Genomic DNA, 19,295 nt, shown 5'->3' with positions numbered 1-19,295 from the left:
GCGTGAAGACAGCGAAGGCCGTGAACCTGGGCGTCGTGTTCCTGACGGAACTCGGGGTCCTCGGGTCCGTCTGGTACTACGCCTACCGCAGCGGCTCCGACGCGGCTCCTCTCGCCGCCCTCTTCGGGACGACCGTCCTCTGCTGGCTGTGGGGACTGTTCGGATCCCCGAGGGCGAGGTTCAAGCTCCACGGCGCGGCCCGCGTCGTTTTCGAGGTGCTCTGGTTCGGAACGGGCGTCGCTCTGCTGGACGCCGCCGGGCAGCACATCTGGGCGTTCGCCTTCGCGTGCGTGTGCGCGGTCAGCAAGACCCTCGCCCACCTCTGGGACCGCAGAGTGGCCCCCTTTTGACGGTTGCCGTTTCGATTCCCTCGCGTGCAGCCGAGGCAGGATGGAGTCATCCACGGACTTCAACGAGGAGGCAGCCCATGGCGGCACCCGAGGAGACCACCTCCGCCGACCGGGCCCGCGAGGCCGCCGTCGAGACGGCCCTGGCCGTGCTCGACCTGGACGCCAAGGCGGGGCTTCTGGCCGGAAAGGACATGTGGTCCCTGCCCGCGCTCCCGGAGATCGGCCTGGCCTCCCTCGTCATGTCCGACGGACCGATCGGCGTCCGGGGTGTGCGCTGGAGCGCTGACGACCCGTCGATCGCCCTGCCCTCCCCGACCGCGCTCGCCGCGACCTGGGACCCGGAACTCGCCCGCAGGGCAGGCGTACTGCTCGCCCAGGAGGCCCGCCGCAAAGGCGTCCACGTCCTGCTCGCACCGACCGTCAACCTCCACCGCTCCCCGCTCGGCGGCCGCCACTTCGAGGCCTACAGCGAGGACCCGTACCTGACGGGACGGATCGGCGCCGGGTACGTCACCGGCGTACAGGAGGGCGGAGTCGGCACCACCGTCAAGCACTTCGTCGCCAACGACGCCGAGACCGACCGCTTCACGGTGAACAACCTGGTCTCCGAACGCGCCCTGCGCGAGCTGTACCTGGCGCCCTTCGAGCACATCGTCGAGAACGCCTACCCGTGGGGCATCATGACCGCCTACAACACGGTCAACGGCACGACCATGACCGAGCACCACCACCTGGTCAACGAAGTCCTGCGCGGCGAATGGGGCTTCGACGGCTGCAACGTCTCCGACTGGATGGCCGCCCGCTCCACCAAGGGCGCCATCGAGGGCGGCCTCGACGTCGCCATGCCCGGCCCGACCACCGTCTACGGCCAGGCCCTAGCCCGGGCCGTCCGCAACGGCGAGGTCGACGAGAGCGCGGTCGACACGGCCGTACGCAACGTGCTGCGGCTCGCCGCCCGCGTCGGCATCCTGGACGGCGCCGAACCCGCCGTCACCGAGCTCCCGGAGACCGTCGACGGCATCGAGCTGGCCCGTGAGATCGCCCGCCGCGCCTTCGTCCTCGCGAAGAACGGCAACGGCGTCCTGCCACTGAAGCCGAACGGCACGGTCGCCCTCGTCGGCGCCGCAGCCCGCGACGCCCGTGTCCTCGGCGGCGGCTCCGCCACCGTCTTCCCCGACCGCATCGTCTCCCCGCTCGACGGCCTCACCGCAGCCCTCCCCGAGGGCACCCTCAGCTACGCCGTCGGCGCCGACCCCAACACCGAACTCGCCGTCGCCGACAAGGGGTTCACCCTCCAGGCGGTCTGTCGCGACACGGACGGCAAGGTCATCGCGACGGCCTCCGCGCCCAACGGCCAGATCCAGTGGATGGGTTCGGACCTCCCCGAGGGCGTCACCCACGAGACCCTGCACACCGTCGAGTTGACCGGCACCTTCACCCCGCGTGAGACCGGCTCGCACACCTTCGGCATCAAGGGGCTCGGCGTCTTCAAGCTGGTCGTCGACGGCATCACGTACTACGACGACGTCTAGAGGAACGACGAGGACGGCCCCTTCATCTCCTTCTTCGCCGCCCCCGAGCCCCGCGCCGAGGTGGAACTGACGGCGGGCGAACCGGTCCGGGTCTCCCTGACCCATGTCGTCGTCATTCCGGAGGACGTCCCGATGAAGGTCGTCGGATTCTCCCTCGCCCACCAGGACCCCCGGCGCGATCCCGACGAGCTGATCGCCGAGGCCGTCGAGGCGGCACGGCAAGCCGACACGGCTGTCGTCGTGGTCGCCACCACCGACCGCGTCGAGTCCGAGGGCTACGACCGCAAGGACCTCACCCTCCCCGGCCGCCAGAACGACCTGGTCCGCGCGGTCGCCGCCGCCAACCCGAACACCGTCGTGATCGTCAACTCCGGCTCCCCGGTGGAGCTGCCCTGGCGGGACGACGTCGCCGCCGTCCTGCTCAGCTGGTTCCCCGGCCAGGAGGGCGGCGCGGCCCTCGCCGACGTGCTGACCGGCGCCCACGAACCCGGCGGCCGTCTCCCCACCACCTGGGGCACCCTGGCCGACGCCCCGGTCACCCGGGTCGTCCCCACGGACGGTGAACTCTCCTACGACGAAGGCGTCTTCATCGGTTACGCGGCCTGGGAGAAGGAGGGCCGCACCCCTGCCTACCCCTTCGGGCACGGCCTCGGCTACACCGACTGGACCTACGAGTCCGTCGAGGTCCACGGCAGCACCCTCCGGGTCCGGCTGCGCAACTCCGGCAGCCGCGCCGGCCGCGAGGTCGTCCAGATCTACCTGGCGCCCGCCGACGCCGAAGCACCCACCGAACCCGACGCCGCGCGCCCGGCCCGCCGGCTCGCCGGATTCGCGGGAGCCGAGGCCGGCCCCGGCGAGAGCGTCGAGGTCACCGTGGAGATCCCGCCCCGGGCCTTCGAGATCTGGGACGAGAAGACCTCATCGTGGTCGTATGTGAAAGGTTCGTACGAAATCCAGGTCGGACGCTCGATCGAGGACCGTCGGCTCACCGTGACGATTAACGTCTGATCCCAGGGGGCACAGCCCTCACACAAGCAGCCCCGGCCCGGGACCTGACCCCTGGGCCGGGGCTCGTGTGTCTCTCAGCGCGTACCGAAGCCGTACACGGTCTCCGACCGGAAGACCTCGCCCGGCCGCAGCACCGTGCTCGGGAACTCCGGCCGGTTCGGGGAGTCCGGGAAGTGCTGGGTCTCCAGCGCGATGCCGTCACCGGGCGCGAAGGGCTCGGTGAGATGGTCCGCGGTGTACAACTGGAGCCCCGGCTCGGTGGTCGCGACCGTCAGCACCCGGCCGGAGGAGGGGTCGTACAGCTCGGCGACCTCGACGGGAGCCTCGGTGACCCCCTTGTCGAGCACGAAGTTGTGGTCGTAACCGGCACCGACCTTCCGCTCCTGACGGAAGTCGAACCGCGTGTCCGCGACCTCCTCCACCCCCGTCGGGATCAGATCCGCGTCGACCGGCGTGAACCGCGAGGCGGCGATCCGCAGTTCGTGCCCGCCCGCGTTCCCGGAACCGGCCAGGTTGAAGTAGCTGTGGTTGGTCAGGTTCACGAGGGTCGGCGCGTCCGTGACCGCCTCGTACGCGATCCGCAGCGCACCCGACTCGTCCAGCGTGTAGGTCCCCGAGACCGTGAGCCGCCCCGGGAAACCCTCCTCACCATGCGCACTGACCCGGCTCAGCCGCACCCCGTGCTCGCCGACCGCCTCCGCGTCCCACACCCGCTTGTCGAAGCCGTTCTCCCCGCCGTGCAGGGAGTTGGGCGCGTTGTTGGGCGCGAGCGCGTACGTCAGCCCGTCCAGCTCGAAACGGCCGCCCGCGATCCGGTTCGCGTACCGCCCGATGAACGCCCCGAGATACGGCCCCGGGTGCTCGAGATACCCGTCCAGACCGGCGAACCCCAGCACCACGTCCGCCGTACGCCCGTCCCGGTCCGGGACCTCGACCGACTGCACGATCCCGCCGTACGACAGGATCCGCACCCGGACGCCCGCGCGCTCCAGGGTCCAGCGGTGGACCGGTGTGCCGTCGGAAAGTGTGGCGAAGAGTTCGTTCATGTGCGGAACTTTAGGACACGGCCGTGACCTTGCGGTACGCGATCTCGGCCAGCCGCGCCTGTCCGTTCACACTGGGGTGGAACCAGTCCCAGTGGCTGAGCTGCTCGGTGCCGAACCGGTAGCCGTACACCGCGCCCCCGTCGTACCGGCACCGCTCGTCCTTCGCGCACACCTCCTTCAGTACGGCGTTGTAGTCCTCCACCCGCTCCTGGACGGTGGCCCGCCGCTCGGTCGCCGCCGCGTCCAGGGCCTCCGCGTCGGCCAGCATCGACGGGCAGACGCCCAGCTTCCACACCTGTCTGCCCAGCGGATTGGTGCGCCCCTCGGACCACAGCCGCTTGAGGTTCGGCACGCTCGCCACATACACCTGCGCCTTGGGCGCCTGCTTGCGCAGCACGCTCAGCGCGTCCTCGAAGCCGGCCCGGAAGTCGGCCACCGACGTCATCGCCGCCGTGGAGTTCCGGCAGGCGTCATTGGCCCCCACCATCACCGTCACCAGCCCGGGTGTCCGCGCCGCCGCCTGTGCCATCTGGGTGGACAGATCGGCCATCCGCGACCCGGACACCGCGTAGTTCCAGCTCCGCTCGGCCGCCTTCGCCTTCCCCAGCAGCCGTACGGCGAGACTGTCGACCTGAGTGCTGCTCCCGGTGGCCCAGGACACGTCGGGACAGTCCTTGAGGACTCCGCACGCGTCGAAGCCGCGGGTGATGGAGTCGCCCACCGCGGCCATCGAGGCGGGGCTGTTGTCCCAGGCCGGGGTCGGTGTCGGGGACGGCCTGGTCTTCCCGGCGGCCGTGGGTCCCGCCGAGTCGCCCCCCACGGCGTCACAGCCGGCGGTGCCCAGAAGTGCCGCCGTCAGGACGGCGACGACGGCACGCGAGCGATGGCCCTGCTTCCGCATCCGTGGTGTTCCCCTCGTGAAATGGACGTCCCCTCATGACAACGCACGAGAGTTCCCGGCGGCCGCGATGGAACGATCGGGAGCCGTACTAGCGTCCTGCCGGGTGAATGGCGGGGGTTTCGGGGCATCCGGACCGACGGTACGTCACACTCCTTGCGCCACCGCACGGTAGCCTCGCCATCAACGTGGCTGCCTGCCATCGCCGCCATGCCAGCCAGCAAGACTTGTCCCGCTCTGCCCGGAGGTCCCGGTGACGACACGTGGAGTTCTGTACGTGCACTCCGCGCCGCGCGCGCTGTGCCCGCACGTCGAGTGGGCCGTCGCCGGGGTGCTCGGCACCCGCGTCAGCCTCGACTGGATCCGGCAGCCGGCCGCGCCGGGCACCTGGCGCTCGGAGTTCTCCTGGAAGGGCGAGGTCGGCACCGCGTCCAAGCTCGCGTCGGCGCTCAGAGGCTGGCACCTGCTCCGCTTCGAGGTCACGGCCGAGCCCTGCCCCACCGCCGAGGGTGAGCGCTACAGCTGCACCCCCGAGCTCGGCATCTTCCACGCCGTCACCGGCATCCACGGCGACATCCTGATCCCGGAGGACCGGCTGAGGGCCGCCCTCACCCGCTCACAGCGCGGCGAGACGAACCTGGAGGCCGAGTTGGCGAAACTCCTGGGCAAGCCGTGGGACGACGAGCTGGAGCCCTTCAGGTACGCCGGTGAGGGAGCCCCGGTCCGCTGGTTGCACCAAGTGGTGTGAGACCCAACGGCGAGTGGCCCGGCCTCCACACGGAGACCGGGCCACTTTTCAGCTGAACGGCGCTTCTCACACCGTACGGAACGCCAGCACCACGTTGTGCCCACCGAACCCGAACGAGTCGTTCAGCGCGGCGATACGGCCCTCCACGGGCAGCTTCCGCGCCTCACCCCGCACGACATCCGCGTTGGCCTCGGCCTCGGGGTCGAGGTTCTCGACGTTGATGGTCGGCGGAGCCACCCGGTGGTACAGGGCGAGGACGGTGGCGACCGTCTCCACGCCACCGGCACCACCCAGCAGGTGACCGGTCATCGACTTGGTGGCCGAGACCGCCATGTGGTCGGCGTCGTCACCGAACACCTTGCGCAGCGCCTTCAGCTCGGCGATGTCACCGGCAGGCGTCGACGTCGCGTGCGCGTTGACGTGCACGATCTCCGCCGGGTTCAGGTCGGTGCTGTCGAGCAGGTGCTGCAGGGCGGCCGAGATGCCCCGCCCTTCCGGCTCGGGCTGCACGATGTCGTGGCTGTCGGCGGAGATGCCCTGGCCGACCGCCTCGGCGTAGACGCGCGCGCCGCGCCGGGCCGCGTGCTCCGCGGACTCCAGGACGATCACACCCGCGCCCTCACCGAGGACGAAACCGTCCCGGGCGATGTCGTAGGGGCGCGAGGCGCCCTGCGGGTCGTCGTTGTTCTTGGACATCGCCATCATGTTGCCGAACGCGGCGATGGGAAGCGGGTGGATCGCCGCCTCCGTGCCACCCGCGACGACGACGTCGGCACGGCCGGTGCGGATCATCTCGATGGCGTAGCCGATGGCCTCGGCGCCCGAGGCGCACGCGGAGACCGGCGTGTGCACGCCCGCACGGGCGCCCACGAGCAGGCCCACGTTGGCCGAGGGGCCGTTCGGCATCAGCATGGGAACGGTGTGCGGGGAGACGCGACGGACGCCCTTCTCCTTCAGCACGTCGTACTGGTCGAGGAGGGTCGTCACCCCACCGATGCCGGAGGCGATGACGGCGCCGAGGCGGTCCGGGTCGACGTTCTGGTCTTCACCGGCCTTGCCCTCGAAGCCCGCGTCGGCCCACGCCTCCTTGGCGGCGACCAGCGCGAACTGTGCCGAACGGTCGAGGCGTCGGGCCTGCGGCCGCGGAATGACCTCGGTCGGCTCCACGGCGACAGGCGCCGCGATACGGACCGCCTGATCGGCGGCCCACTCCTGCTCCAGGGGCTTGACACCGGACTTGCCGGCGACCAGACCCTCCCAGGTAGAGGCTGCGTCGCCACCCAGCGGTGAGGTTGCGCCGATACCGGTGACGACCACGGTGCGATTGGTCGGGCTCACGGGAAATCTTTCTCCAACGGTACGAGGATTAAGCGGCGCCACCGCCGGGTGGCGGGGCCGGTCAGCGTCCGGCCCAAGCAGGGGCTCAGGCCTGGTGCTTGAGGATGTAGTTGGTCGCGTCGCCGACCGTCTTGAGGTTCTTGACGTCGTCGTCCGGGATCTTGACGTCGAAGCGCTCTTCGGCGGCGACGACGACCTCGACCATGGACAGCGAGTCGACGTCCAGGTCGTCGGTGAAGGACTTGTCCAGCTGGACGTCCTCAACCGGGATGCCGGCGATCTCGTTCACGATGTCGGCGAGACCGGCGACGATCTCTTCCTGAGTGGCGGCCATTTGGCGCTCCTTCGTTTTCTTATCCAGAGGGGTGGCAGTGCTTCCCGCACCGGACCGAGTGATCCGGCACGGAGTGCCTAGGGGAGGGTAACGACAGTGGCGGCGTAGACGAGACCCGCCCCGAATCCGATGACGAGCGCGGTGTCGCCGCTCTTCGCCTCTCCGGTCGCCAGAAGCCGCTCCATCGCGAGCGGGATCGAGGCGGCCGAGGTGTTGCCGGTGGTGCGCACGTCACGCGCGACCGTCACGTGCTCCGGCAGCTTCAGTGTCTTCACCATCGAGTCGATGATCCGCTCGTTGGCCTGGTGGGGAATGAAGACGTCCAGCTCGTCCGGGCTGATCCCGGCCGCGTCCAGCGCCTGCTGGGCGACCTTCGCCATCTCGAACACGGCCCAGCGGAACACCGCCTGGCCCTCCTGCGTGATCGCAGGGAACTTGCCCGTGGAGTCGTACTCGGTCCACGCCACGGTCTGCTTGATGGTCTCGGACTTGTCGCCCTCGGAGCCCCAGACCGTGGGGCCGATCGCGGGCTCCTTGGACGGGCCCACGATCACCGCGCCCGCGCCGTCGCCGAACAGGAAGGCGGTGGCCCGGTCTTCGAGGTCGGTCAGGTCCGAGAGCCGCTCCACGCCGATGACGAGTACGTACTCCGCCGAGCCCTCGACGACCATGCCCTTGGCGAGGGTGAGCCCGTAGCCGAAGCCCGCGCAGCCCGCCGAGATGTCGAAGGCGGCGGCCTTGTTCGTGCCCAGCTTGTCGGCGATCTCCGTCGCCACGGCCGGGGTCTGCTTGAAGTGCGAGACGGTCGAGACGACCACACCGCCGATCTGCTCGGCGGTGATCCCGGCGTCGGCGATCGCCTTGCCGGACGCCTCGATCGACATCGCGGCGACGGTCTCCTCGTCGTTCGCCCAGTGCCGGGTCTGGATGCCGGAGCGTGAGCGGATCCACTCGTCGGACGAGTCGATCGTCTCGAGGATCACCTCGTTCGGCACGATCCGGGTCGGACGGTAGCCGCCGACACCGAGGATGCGCGCGTACGCGGCGCCCTTGCTGGGCTTGATCTTCGACATGCTCTCGTGCTCCTTCTCAGGCACCGTGCTCGGCGATGAGCTCGCGAGCCGCGTCGAGGTCGTCGGGGGTCTTCAGGGCCAGCGTCTTGACGCCGGGCAGTGCGCGCTTGGCAAGGCCGACCAGCGTGCCGCCGGGGCAGACCTCGATGAACGCGGTGGCGCCGAGCTCCTTGAACGTCTCCATGCACAGGTCCCAGCGGACCGGGTTGGCGACCTGCCCGACCAGCCGCTCCAGCACCTCGGCACCGGTGGCGACGGTCTTGCCGTCCTTGTTGGAGACGTACGTGACAGTCGGGTCGCCCGGCGTCAGGTCGGCGGCGGCCTTGGCCAGCGCTTCGACCGCGGGAGCCATGTGGTGCGTGTGGAAGGCGCCGGCGACCTTGAGCGGGACGACCTTGCGGACACCCTCGGGCTTGTCCTCGTTCAGGACGGCGAGCTGCTCCAGCGTGCCCGCGGCGACGATCTGCCCCGCGCCGTTGACGTTCGCCGGGGTCAGGCCCAGCTTCTCCAGATGCGCGACGGAGACCTCGGGGTCGCCGCCGAGCAGCGCCGACATACCGGTCTCGGTGATCGCGGCGGCGTCGGCCATGGCCAGACCCCGCTTGCGTACGAGGGTGAGGGCGGCGGTGTCGTCGAGGACACCGGAGAAGGAGGCGGCGGTGATCTCGCCGACGGAGTGGCCGGCCACCGCACCCGGGGTGATGTCACCCAGTGCCGCGGCGGACAGGATCCCGGCCGCGACCAGCAGTGGCTGGGCCACGGAGGTGTCACGGATGGCGTCCGCGTCGGCCTGTGTGCCGTAGTGGGCGAGGTCCAGTCCGATGGCGTCGGACCACGCGGCGACGCGGTCCGCGGCACCGGGGAGTTCGAGCCAAGAGGTCAGGAAGCCGGGCGTCTGGGCGCCCTGGCCGGGAGCGACGAGTACGAGCACTCTCACACTCTCTCTTGAGGGCGGCCCAAGCCGCCCGTGGGGACAGGGACGAAGAACATGAGGGGGTTTTGTTGGCCCCCGACAAAAGCCTAGGGCTGGAGATCCCCGTCGGCCAGACGCCCCAGGATGAGCGCGATCCGCAAGGTGAACGCGGAACGTACATCGGAGGGCGACCAGCCGGTGACGTCAGTCACACGTCGAAGCCGGTAGCGCACGGTGTTGGGATGCACGAAGAGCATCCGGGCCGCGCCCTCCAGACTGGACGCCTGTTCGAGGTAGACGGAGAGTGTCTCCAGAAGCGCGGAGCCGGCCTCCTCCAGCGGTCTGTAGATCTCCTCCACCAACTGCTCACGCGCGCCGGGATCCCCGGCCATCGCACGTTCCGGAAGCAGGTCGTCCGCCAGGACCGGGCGCGGGGCGTCCTGCCAGGCGGAACACGCCTTGAGTCCGGCGGCGGCGGCCTGTGCGGACCGGGTCGCGGCCAGTAGATCGGGTACCACGGGCCCGGCCACCACCGGCCCGGCCGCATAGGGCCCGATCAGCGACTTGGCGACGGCGAGGGGGTTGTCGCTGCCCCCCGCGATGACGACCAGGCGGGCCCCGAGCACCCCGGTGAGCACCTGCAGCTTGGCGTGCCGGGCGGCCCGCCGGATGGCCTCGACGGTCAGCTCGGAGTCACCGTCGGGAGCGGCGCCGAGGATCACGCACACATGCTCGGGGGCGTTCCACCCGAGAGCCGCGGCCCTGCTCACGGCGCCCTCGTCGGCCTCCCCGCTCAGCACGGCGTTGACGACCAGCGACTCCAGGCGGGCGTCCCAGGCACCGCGTGCCTCGGCGGCCTGGGCGTAGACCTGCGCGGTGGCGAAAGCGATCTCACGTGCGTAGACGAGCAGCGCCTCACGCAGCACGGACTCGTCACCGGGGGCGGCGACCTCGTCGATCGCGGACTCCATGACCTCGATGGTCGTACGGACCATCTCCACGGTCTGGCGGAGTGTGATGGCCCGGGTCAGCTCACGGGGAGCGGTTCCGAACACGTCGGTGGAGATGGCCTGCGGGGCGTCCGGATGCCGGAACCACTCGGTGAAGGCCGCGATACCGGCCTGGGCGACCAGCCCGATCCAGGAACGGTTCTCCGGAGGCATCGCCCGGTACCACGACAGCGTCTCGTCCATGCGCGTGATGGCTTGCGCGGCGAGCGAGCCGGACGACTTCTCCAGCCGCCTGAGGGTCGCGGCATGGGGATGGACGGCGGGCGCGGAGGCATCGGGCTTGCGGCGTTCGGGTTCGGGCACGGGGACAAGACTGCCTTATCCGGACGTCAGTGCGCGCCGTCGGGTACTGACTGCCACGCCACCGGCCGCCCGTCCTGGGACTACCGTGGTCCCGTGATGGATGTACGGCGCGCGGCGGAGCGCTACCCAGGCGGGGATGCCGGGGCCGGGATCGAGTCCTGGCACGCCTTCTCCTTCGGGCCGCACTACGACCCCGACAACCTCCGGTTCGGCGCGCTGATCGCGTGCAACGAGGAGCGGCTCGTGCCCGGGGCCGGGTTCGACGAGCATCCGCACAGCCATACCGAGATCGTGACGTGGGTGGTCGAGGGGGAGCTGACGCACCGCGACTCCACCGGGCACGAGACGGTCGTACGGGCCGGTGACGTCCAGCGGCTCAGCGCCGGCGCGGGCGTCCGGCACGTCGAGCGCAACGACGCCGCGAGCCCGCTGACCTTCGTGCAGACCTGGCTGGCGCCCTCGCGGCCCGGCGGCGAGCCGTCGTACGAGATCGTGCGCGGGATCGCCGACTCGACGCCGTACGCCGTCCCGGAGGCGGGGGCGATGCTCCATGTACGGCGGCTGGCCGCGGGGGAGCGGACGGCGGTGCCGGACGGGCGGTACGTCTACCTCCACGTCGTACGCGGGGAAGTGCGCCTGGACGGCCAGGAATTGGGCCCCGGCGACGTGGCCCGGGTCACCGACGCGAAGGAACTGGACGTGGTGGCGGTGACCGGGGCCGAGCTGCTGGTGTGGGAGATGTCCTAGAGGTCGGCGAGCACGGCGTCGGTGAAGACCGGCCACGCCTCGACCGCCCAGGGCCCGAACGCGCGGTCCGTCAGGGCCACGCAGGCCGCCCGGGCGTCCGGGTCGATCCACAGGAACGTACCGGACTGGCCGAAGTGGCCGAAGGCGCGGGGCGAGGACGAAGAGCCCGTCCAGTGGGGGGACTTGGAGTCGCGGATCTCGAAGCCGAGGCCCCAGTCGTTGGGGTTCTGGTGGCCGTAGCCGGGCAGAACGCCCTTGGTGCCCGGGTACTGGACCGTCATCGCCTCCGCGACCGTGCGGGGGTCCAGCAGTCGCGGTGCCTGCACCTCCGCCGCGAAGCGCAGCAGGTCCTCGACCGTGGAGACGCCGTCCTTGGCGGGCGAGCCCTCAAGAGTCGTGGACGTCATCCCGAGCGGCTCCAGCACCGCCTGCCGCAGATACTCGGCGAAGGGGATGTCCGTCGCCTTCGCGATGTGGTCGCCGAGCTGCTCGAAGCCCGCGTTCGAGTACAGCCGGCGCTCCCCGGGCGGGGCCGTCACGCGATGCTCGTCGAAGGCGAGCCCCGAGGTGTGCGCGAGCAGATGACGCACCGTCGATCCGCTCGGCCCGGCCGGCTCGTCGAACTCGATCGCCCCCTCCTCGTACGCGACGAGGGCGGCGTACGCCGCGAGCGGCTTGGTGACCGAGGCCAGCGGGAAGCGGTGGCCCGTCGGACCGTGGGTGCCGAGGACCGTTCCGTCGGCCCGCACCACTCCCGCCGCGACGGTGGGAACCGGCCAGTTCTCGATCAACGCGAGGCTCTGCAAGGACATGCCGTCGAGCCTAAGCCGCTCAGAGCTTCAGCCTCATCGTGGGGTCGGACTCGGGGACGAAGCCGAGGGGGCTGAGGAGGGCGCCGCCTATTTCTCTCGCCCGCTCCTGGACCGCAGCCGGGCTCCGCCCCGACCCCGTCGGCCCGAAGGGCCTCGTCCTCAGACGCCGGACGGGCTGAGTCACCACCCCGCGCGCCAGCCGTATGCTCCGTGTGTCGTCCTGCCGATTTCTTACCGGTTCCGCTTGCTTGGAGTGCACTCCAAGGCCATAGCGTGGGGCCATGACGGTGATGGAGACCACGGGTACCAGGACCGACAGCTGCGCGGCACCACCGCAGGCCCACCGGCGCCCGAACGGCCAGGACAGCTACACGATCAGCGAGGTCGTCGCCTTCACCGGCCTGACCGCGCACACCCTGCGCTGGTACGAGCGCATCGGCCTGATGCCGCACATCGACCGCTCGCACACCGGCCAGCGCCGCTACAGCAACCGCGACCTCGACTGGCTCGACCTCGTCGGCAAGCTCCGGCTCACCGGAATGCCGGTCGCCGACATGGTGCGGTACGCGGAACTGGTGCGGGAGGGCGACCACACGTTCACCGAACGGTTCGAGCTCCTTGAGACGACCCGCCGGGACGTCCTGTCCCGGATCGCGGAGCTCCAGGACACGCTCGCCGTTCTCGACCGGAAGATCAGCTTCTACGCCGAAGCCGGTCGCGCCTACGAAACGGAGAAGGCCGGATGACGGACAGCACGATCCCCACCGCACGACTCGGCGCCACCGGCCCCGAGGTCGGCGCCCAGGGACTCGGCTGCATGGGCATGAGTTTCGCGTACGGCCCCCCGAACGCGAAGGAGTCCCGGGCCACCCTGGAGCGGGCCCTGGAACTCGGCATCACGCTCTACGACACGGCGGACGCCTACGGCGACGGGGAGAACGAGAAGTTCCTCTCCCCGTTCTTCAAGGCCCACCGCGACGAGGTCGTGATCGCCACCAAGTTCGCCCTGATGATCCCGCCCGGTGAGCCGACCCGGCGGATCATCCGCAACGAACCGCAGTACATCCGCCAGGCCGTCGAGGCGAGCCTGAAGCGCCTGGACGTCGACGTGATCGACCTCTACTACATGCACCGGCGCGATGTGCACGTGCCGATCGAGGACTCCGTCGGCACCATGGCCGAGCTGGTGCGCCAGGGCAAGGTCAAGCACCTGGGCCTGAGCGAGGTCACCGCCGCGGAGCTGCGTGCGGCACAGGCCGTGCACCCCATCGCCGCGGTCCAGTCGGAGTGGTCCCTGTTCAGCCGGGACATCGAGGCCCAGGTGGTCCCGGCCGCCCGCGAACTCGGCGTCGCCCTCGTCCCGTACTCCCCGCTCGGCCGCGGCTTCCTCACCGGCTCCTTCACCAACGCCGACAATGAACTCACCGCCGACGACTACCGCCGCCAGCAGCCCCGCTTCACGGGCGACAACGCGACGGCGAACGCGGCCCTGCTGGAGCCCATCCGCACGGTCGCCGACGCCCACGGAGTCTCCCTGGGCCAGATCGCCCTGGCCTGGGTCCAGCAGCAGTCGACGGTCCACGCCCTCCCGGTCGTCCCGATCCCGGGCACCCGCAAGCCGACCAGGGTGGAGGAGAACGCGGCGGCGACGAGGATCGAGCTCACGAAGGAGGAGCTGGAGCTCCTGGAGCCGATCGCGGGCCAGGTGGCAGGCGACCGCTACGCGGACATGCGGTTCTCTTCAGCGGGCCGTGAGTGAAACTCGTCTTTTAGGGGCGCGGGGCCGTATCGATATGCGGCTCCGCCGCGTGGGCGCGAGAAGCCCCACCGGCCCGCACCCGACCCACAACCTCAGAGCTCCGCCAACAACTCCGCCTTCTTGACGGAGAACTCCTCATCGGTGACCAGGCCCGCCTGGTGCAGCTCCCCGAGATGACGAATCCGTTCGGCGATATCCGCAGGGTCCCGGCGCGGCACGCTCCCCGCCGGGACCGCCGCAACAGACCCCCGCTGACGCACAGCCGCAAGCACCGCCGCCGCGAACGGCAACGACTCATGCACGGGCCCGTATCCCAGCCCGAACACCACCGCCGCCGGATCCTGATCCGCCTGCACCGGCCCCGGCTTCCCGCGGAGCAACCGCAGATGCCCCTCGAAGACCTCCGGTGACCGCCACTCGACACCCGTCAGCTCGGACACCGGGAAACTCTGGTCCCCGGCCTTCCACTTCGCCGAGGACGCGCCCGTCCAGAACCACCGGAAGTGCGCGGTACGGCCGTCGAAGGACGCCTTCCCGTCGTACGCCTTGAACTGCAACGGCACCTCGGGCGCCGGTACCAGAAAGCGTTCCGCGGGCTCGTCGTCCTCTTTCAGCAGCGCGCGCAGCTCGTTCGCGTAGTACTCGGCGAGCGTCTCCTTGTCGGCCGGCAGCACCAGCCGGTACGGGTCGCTCCCGTCCTTCAGCTGCCCGGCCGCCACCTCCATGAGCGGATCCGCCCCCGGTCGCGGCTCGGCGTGCAACACCACCGTGCCCCGCTTGCCGGGAGTCAGCGTCACCCCGGAGATCGCCTCCAGGGGAATCCGTCGTTCTCCCAGTGACTGGAAGAGCTTCGGTGTTCGAATCCCCCGTTCGTAGCGGATGAGCACGGAGTCTGACTCGAACTCCCAGGCGGCATGAAATCCGGCCAGTACGTCACCCATGCGGGTCATCGTATTCGGCACAAGCTCCTCCGTCCCCTCCTCGTGCAGACCGCAGTTCCTGCAGTCTCTACGCGCGTCCGGCCGTGGCCGTGCCGGACAAACCGGCGCGGCAGGCTTCGTCCTCGTGGGCGCAGTGCACCGAGCGGTATGCGCCAATGCCGATCTCGGCGAAGTTGAGCAGGCTCTCCGTACCGGGCTGGAAGTAACCGGCGTGCCCGTCGGCACCCCGCGCGGAGAGCACGCGCGCGCCGAACGCGGAGGACACCGGGTCGGCGCCGTGGCCGAACCCGCCGACCTCCAGGTACGGCACGTCCTGGATCCAGTCGTCGGTGTCCCGCATCGCCCACACATGCGCGGAGGTGCGCAGATGGGAGGCGTTCGCGACCCGCATCCCGGGGCTGCCGGCCACCGCGATGTCGGCCACCCGGTCCGGCAGCGTGTGCGCGGCCACCCCGCACACCACGGAGCCGTAGCTGTGGCAGAACAGGGAGACGGGTGAGGTGCCGGGCAGCGCCCGCACCAGTGCGTTCAGTCGTACGGCACCGTCCTCGGCGCGCATCGCGGTGGCCGAGTCGATGCCGAGTCCGGCGGGTGACGTGTAGTCGGCCCAGGCGATCACCGCCGTACGCGTGGCCGGGCTCGCCGCGCGCTCGGCCTGGTAGAGGGCCTTGGCCATGCCGACCGGCGCGGAGTAGCTGCGGCTGGTGCGCTGGAAGGTGAGCAGGTCGGTGTCGACGCCGGGCACGACGACGGAGACCCGCTCCGCCGTGCGCAGATCGCCGAAGACCTCGGCGATCCGGCCGGAGCCGTCGGGGTCGAAGGCGAGGATGTGGCGCTCCGGGACCGTCAGCGACTCGAAGCGGTGCATACGGCGGCCCGCTTCCTGCTGGCCGGCGGGCGAGAGTCGGGTGTCGTGCATGCGTTCACGCTCGACGGCACGGGCCTGCAGGAGCGCGAGGCGGTTGGCCTGGTAGCGCAGTGCGACAGGGGCGCCGTTCATGTTGCCGACCGCGAGCGGGTAGCGCTGGGCGAGGCGGACACGGTCCTGGGAGGTGAGCGTGGCGAAGAACCGGGAGAGCAGGGCGGGGGCGGTGTCCGGGTCGGGCAGCTGGTGTCCGTGGAGGCGGCCCTGCGTCCAGGAGTCGAGGGAGGCCTGGATTGGGGTGGCCTCCCTCTGGTTGCGCAGCGCGGTCCATCCGGTGGTCGCCAGCATCACGAACACCACGGCCAGTGCGAGCAGTGCGCGCCAGACGTTGAGTTGCGGGGAGGTGTCGAAGGAAGTCACTGAAAGGACACACTAGGAGAACGAGACGGTCTCGGGTTAATCGAGTGACGGGTATCACGTTTTGGTGTAAGGGGGCCACTTGCCGGTCAGTGCGGGACCCAGCAGCTCCAGGTAGGAGACCGTCAACGCGCGCATGGCCTCCAGACTGAACTCCCCGTCGGTCAACCACTGCCGCTCCGTCACGCGCATCACACCGCTGAATGCGGCCACCAGCAGCCTGGGCCGCGGGTCGGTGTCCGCGTCGAGCCCCTCGCGTTCGGCGACCACGCGCGTGAGCACCTCCTCGACCTCCGCGGAGCGCCGCAGATGGGCGGCGAGCAGGACGGGTGTCGACTCGATCACCCGGTACATGGCCAGGAACCGCTCCACCGGTGCGACCGACTCCACGACCTCGTGCAGGGTGTCCCAGCCCTCCAGCACGGCCTGGCGCAGTGCCTCCAGCGGAGGCTCGTGCGCGGGCCGCGCACGTACGGCGTCGACGAAGTGCGCGACCGTCATCCGGTCGAGAGCGAGGGCCGCGTCCTCCTTGCCGGCGAAGTAGCGGAAGAAGGTGCGCTGCGAGACCCCGACGGTGTCGGCGATGTCGTCGACGGTTGTCTCCTCGTAGCCCCGGGTGGTGAACAGCTCGATCGCCACCCGCAGCAGCGACTCCCGGGTGCGCTGTTTCTTTCGTTCCCGCAGGGTTTCCATTGGTGTCAGTTACCGACTTGTGAATTGGTTTGTCAATTGTCAGTGGCTGTCACTAGCCTCGAACGCATGACTAGTCAGACCACCATCGATACGACGGGGCCGGGGGACAGGGCGTCACAGACCCCGTCGGATCAGCCGCCCGCCTCCGGACTGCGCGGCCACCCGTGGCTCACCCTTCTGACCGTGGCCGTCGGCGTCATGATGGTGGCCCTCGACGGCACCATCGTGGCCATCGCCAACCCGGCCATCCAGTCGGACCTGAAGGCCAGCTTCGCGGACGTCCAGTGGATCACCAACGGCTACTTCCTCGCGCTGGCGGTCGCGCTGATCACCGCGGGCAAACTGGGTGACCGCTTCGGCCACCGCCAGACCTTCCTGATCGGTGTCGTCGGCTTCGCCGCCGCGTCGGGCGCGATCGGGCTGTCCGGCTCCATCGCCGCGGTCGTCACCTTCCGCGTGTTCCAGGGGCTGTTCGGCGCCCTGCTGATGCCGGCCGCGCTCGGTCTGCTGCGGTCCACCTTCCCGGCCGAGAAGCTCAACATGGCGATCGGCATCTGGGGCATGGTCATCGGTGCCTCCACGGCAGGCGGCCCGATCCTCGGCGGTGTGCTCGTCGAGCACGTCAACTGGCAGTCGGTGTTCTTCATCAACGTGCCGGTCGGCATCCTCGCCCTCGTCCTGGGCGTCCTGATCCTGCTCGACCACCGCGCGGAGAACGCTCCGCGCTCCTTCGACATCCTGGGCATAGCCCTGCTGTCCGCCGCCATGTTCTGCCTGGTGTGGGCGCTCATCAAGGCCCCGAGCTGGGGCTGGGGCGACGGCATGACGTGGACCTTCGTCGCCGCGTCCGTCGCCGGCTTCGCCCTCTTCGCCTTCTGGGAGACGAAGGTCAAGGAGCCGCTGATCCCGCTCGCGCTGTTCCGCTCGGTGGCGCTGTCGGCGGGTGTGGTCCTCATGGTCCTGATGGCGATCGCGTTCATGGGCGGCCTGTTCTTCGTGACCTTCTATCTCCAGAACGTGCACGGTATGAGCCCGATCGACGCCGGTCTCCACCTGCTCCCGCTCACCGGGATGATGATCGTCGGCTCCCCGCTGGCCGGCGTGCTGATCACCAAGCTCGGCCCGCGCGTCCCGCTGGCCGGCGGCATGGCGTCCGTCGCGATCGCCATGTTCGGGATGTCCACGCTGGAGACGGACACCGGCAGCGCGGTCATGTCGCTGTGGTTCGCCCTGCTCGGCCTCGGCCTCGCGCCCGTGATGGTCGGCGCCACCGAGGTCATCGTCGGCAACGCGCCCATGGAGCTCTCCGGTGTGGCCGGCGGTCTCCAGCAGGCCGCGATGCAGATCGGCGGCAGCCTCGGTACGGCCGTCCTCGGCGCCGTGATGGCCTCCAAGGTCGACGGTGACCTCGCGGCCAACTGGAAGGACGCGGGCCTGCCCGCGCTCACCCCGGCCCAGCTCGACCAGGCCTCGGAAGCGGTCCAGGTCGGCGTCCCACCCGTCGCGAAGGGCACTCCGGCGGAGATCGCCGCGAAGATCACCGATGTCGCCCATGACACCTTCATCTCCGGCATGAGCCTCGCGTCCCTGGTCGCGTGCGGTGTCGCGGCCGTGGCCGTCCTGGTCGCGCTGCTCACCAAGCGGGGCGAGAACACGGAGGCGGGCGCGGGCGTGGGCCACATCTGAGCCCGCTCAGGGCGGAGTTCACCTATCCGAGTGGCTCCGCTAAAGATTCCTCGCCTCCGGTACGCGCCGCACGTAACAGTTAGTCAATTCCTCCGCACGACCTGGGAGGGGCGGACGGCGCTGCGGCGCGCTGCCGGAGGGGGGCGGCGCGCCGCAAGGCCGGAGGATTAACGGCCGTGACGGGGGTACCCGCATCGTTGAACCCGAGACGAACCCAACCAACCAAGGGTGTCAGGGAGTTGATGATGGCGGGCTTCGGACACGGAACGCGCAGGTACCCCCGATCACGTGGCCGGACGTGGTCACGGACCGGGCCGGATCGCGCGACGCTCGGAATCATCGGAGTCATCTGCGCGATCGCCGGATTCTTTGTGCTGGGGATCATCCTGGGTCCCGTGGCGATCGTCTGCGGTTGGCTTGCCATGGGTCGCACCTGGTCGGGCGGTAGCCGTGCCTGGCCGGCCCTGGTCGCCTTCGTACTGGGCGCCATCGACACGCTCCTGGCGGTCATCTGGATCGCCGGAGCGGCCACCCCGGGCAGCGGGTTGTTCTGACCCGGGGCGCGTGAGGGGAGGGCCCCCGGTGGGACGACCGGGGGCCCGCCTCATGATCTGCCGACTGCTTCCCGTGGTCGCGGACCGGGCCGGATCGCGCGACGCTCGGAATCATCGCCCGGGGTCTGGGGTGTCCCCAGGGGGTCCGTATCTGCGCGATCGCCGGTTTCTTCGTGCTGGGGATCATCCTGGGTCCCGTGGCGATCGTCTGCGGTTGGCTTGCCATGGGTCGCACCTGGTCGGGCGGTAGCCGTGCCTGGCCGGCCCT

At 70.2% G+C, this 19,295-nt stretch carries 18 protein-coding genes and 1 pseudogene; 8 read left to right on the top strand and 11 right to left on the bottom strand.

All coding sequences use genetic code 11. From position 1 onward, the window contains the following. Positions 1-2: 2 nt before the first annotated feature. Both ACI2L1_RS36990 and ACI2L1_RS36985 read left to right on the top strand, forming a co-directional pair. A complete protein-coding gene (locus tag ACI2L1_RS36990; RefSeq protein WP_404743814.1) occupies positions 3-350 on the top strand; it encodes a YrdB family protein in 348 nt (115 codons plus the stop codon). Between the two features lie 77 nt (positions 351-427). Further along, a pseudogene (locus ACI2L1_RS36985) lies at positions 428-2,890 on the top strand (glycoside hydrolase family 3 protein). A 74-nt stretch (positions 2,891-2,964) separates the two neighbouring features. Here ACI2L1_RS36985 and ACI2L1_RS36980 read toward each other — a convergent pair. Beyond that, positions 2,965-3,936 carry an aldose epimerase family protein gene (locus ACI2L1_RS36980; RefSeq protein ID WP_404743813.1) on the bottom strand — a complete coding sequence of 324 codons (972 nt, stop codon included), beginning with the start codon at positions 3,934-3,936 and terminating at the stop codon, positions 2,965-2,967. A gap of 10 nt (positions 3,937-3,946) precedes the next feature. After that, entirely contained in the window at positions 3,947-4,837 is an 891-nt protein-coding gene (locus ACI2L1_RS36975; RefSeq protein WP_404743812.1) for an SGNH/GDSL hydrolase family protein, read from the bottom strand. A gap of 250 nt (positions 4,838-5,087) precedes the next feature. On the opposite strand from ACI2L1_RS36975, the gene ACI2L1_RS36970 reads away from it, so the two are divergent. Next, positions 5,088-5,582 carry a DUF3145 domain-containing protein gene (locus ACI2L1_RS36970; protein ID WP_404743811.1) on the top strand — a complete coding sequence of 165 codons (495 nt, stop codon included), beginning with the start codon at positions 5,088-5,090 and terminating at the stop codon, positions 5,580-5,582. A gap of 66 nt (positions 5,583-5,648) precedes the next feature. Here the strand turns inward: ACI2L1_RS36970 and fabF are convergent, their stop codons facing one another. The 5 genes from fabF to ACI2L1_RS36945 all read right to left on the bottom strand — a co-directional run bounded on the left by fabF (position 5,649) and on the right by ACI2L1_RS36945 (position 10,553). After that, entirely contained in the window at positions 5,649-6,920 is a 1,272-nt protein-coding gene (gene fabF, locus ACI2L1_RS36965; RefSeq protein ID WP_404743810.1) for a beta-ketoacyl-ACP synthase II, read from the bottom strand. A gap of 85 nt (positions 6,921-7,005) precedes the next feature. Continuing rightward, positions 7,006-7,254 (bottom strand): acyl carrier protein, encoded by a 249-nt coding sequence (locus ACI2L1_RS36960; RefSeq protein WP_159767134.1) that lies wholly within the window; start codon positions 7,252-7,254, stop codon positions 7,006-7,008. Between the two features lie 77 nt (positions 7,255-7,331). Further along, complete coding sequence (locus ACI2L1_RS36955; RefSeq protein ID WP_404743809.1) at positions 7,332-8,327, bottom strand: ketoacyl-ACP synthase III; 996 nt, start codon at positions 8,325-8,327, stop codon at positions 7,332-7,334. A gap of 16 nt (positions 8,328-8,343) precedes the next feature. Then, positions 8,344-9,258, bottom strand: coding sequence for an ACP S-malonyltransferase (locus tag ACI2L1_RS36950; RefSeq protein ID WP_404743808.1), 915 nt, complete (start codon positions 9,256-9,258; stop codon positions 8,344-8,346). Positions 9,259-9,347: 89 nt separating this feature from the next. After that, positions 9,348-10,553 (bottom strand): PucR family transcriptional regulator, encoded by a 1,206-nt coding sequence (locus ACI2L1_RS36945; protein ID WP_404743807.1) that lies wholly within the window; start codon positions 10,551-10,553, stop codon positions 9,348-9,350. A gap of 96 nt (positions 10,554-10,649) precedes the next feature. Here ACI2L1_RS36945 and ACI2L1_RS36940 point away from each other — a divergent pair, with 96 nt between their 5' ends. Beyond that, complete coding sequence (locus ACI2L1_RS36940) at positions 10,650-11,300, top strand: pirin family protein (RefSeq protein WP_404743854.1); 651 nt, start codon at positions 10,650-10,652, stop codon at positions 11,298-11,300. On the opposite strand, the gene ACI2L1_RS36935 is transcribed toward ACI2L1_RS36940, so the two are convergent. Next, complete coding sequence (locus ACI2L1_RS36935; RefSeq protein ID WP_404743806.1) at positions 11,297-12,112, bottom strand: serine hydrolase domain-containing protein; 816 nt, start codon at positions 12,110-12,112, stop codon at positions 11,297-11,299. The two genes, ACI2L1_RS36940 and ACI2L1_RS36935, sit on opposite strands and share 4 nt — an antisense overlap. A 281-nt stretch (positions 12,113-12,393) precedes the next feature. Here ACI2L1_RS36935 and ACI2L1_RS36930 point away from each other — a divergent pair, with 281 nt between their 5' ends. Continuing rightward, positions 12,394-12,858 carry a MerR family transcriptional regulator gene (locus tag ACI2L1_RS36930; RefSeq protein WP_404743805.1) on the top strand — a complete coding sequence of 155 codons (465 nt, stop codon included), beginning with the start codon at positions 12,394-12,396 and terminating at the stop codon, positions 12,856-12,858. Then, complete coding sequence (locus ACI2L1_RS36925) at positions 12,855-13,871, top strand: aldo/keto reductase (RefSeq protein ID WP_404743804.1); 1,017 nt, start codon at positions 12,855-12,857, stop codon at positions 13,869-13,871. The genes ACI2L1_RS36930 and ACI2L1_RS36925 overlap by 4 nt, the downstream gene beginning before the upstream one ends. A gap of 92 nt (positions 13,872-13,963) precedes the next feature. Here the strand turns inward: ACI2L1_RS36925 and ACI2L1_RS36920 are convergent, their stop codons facing one another. Genes ACI2L1_RS36920 through ACI2L1_RS36910 form a run of 3 tightly spaced genes read right to left on the bottom strand, consistent with a single transcriptional unit; the run spans position 13,964 to position 16,787 of the window. Next, entirely contained in the window at positions 13,964-14,821 is an 858-nt protein-coding gene (locus tag ACI2L1_RS36920; protein ID WP_404743853.1) for a DUF4429 domain-containing protein, read from the bottom strand. A gap of 58 nt (positions 14,822-14,879) precedes the next feature. After that, a complete protein-coding gene (locus ACI2L1_RS36915) occupies positions 14,880-16,097 on the bottom strand; it encodes an alpha/beta hydrolase (protein ID WP_404743803.1) in 1,218 nt (405 codons plus the stop codon). 54 nt (positions 16,098-16,151) lie between these two features. Beyond that, positions 16,152-16,787, bottom strand: coding sequence for a TetR family transcriptional regulator (locus ACI2L1_RS36910; protein WP_404743802.1), 636 nt, complete (start codon positions 16,785-16,787; stop codon positions 16,152-16,154). A gap of 66 nt (positions 16,788-16,853) precedes the next feature. Between ACI2L1_RS36910 and ACI2L1_RS36905 the strand changes: the two genes are divergently transcribed. After that, positions 16,854-18,473 carry an MFS transporter gene (locus tag ACI2L1_RS36905; RefSeq protein WP_404743801.1) on the top strand — a complete coding sequence of 540 codons (1,620 nt, stop codon included), beginning with the start codon at positions 16,854-16,856 and terminating at the stop codon, positions 18,471-18,473. Positions 18,474-18,715: 242 nt separating this feature from the next. Then, positions 18,716-19,027, top strand: coding sequence for a small hydrophobic protein (locus tag ACI2L1_RS36900; protein WP_404743800.1), 312 nt, complete (start codon positions 18,716-18,718; stop codon positions 19,025-19,027). The last annotated feature ends 268 nt before the right edge of the window (positions 19,028-19,295 follow it).

The organism is Streptomyces sp. NPDC019531, from assembly GCF_044903305.1.
GTDB lineage: Bacteria > Actinomycetota > Actinomycetes > Streptomycetales > Streptomycetaceae > Streptomyces.
The sequence above is the reverse complement of the archived record's forward strand: the minus strand, read 5'-3'. Positions and strand labels throughout refer to the sequence as shown.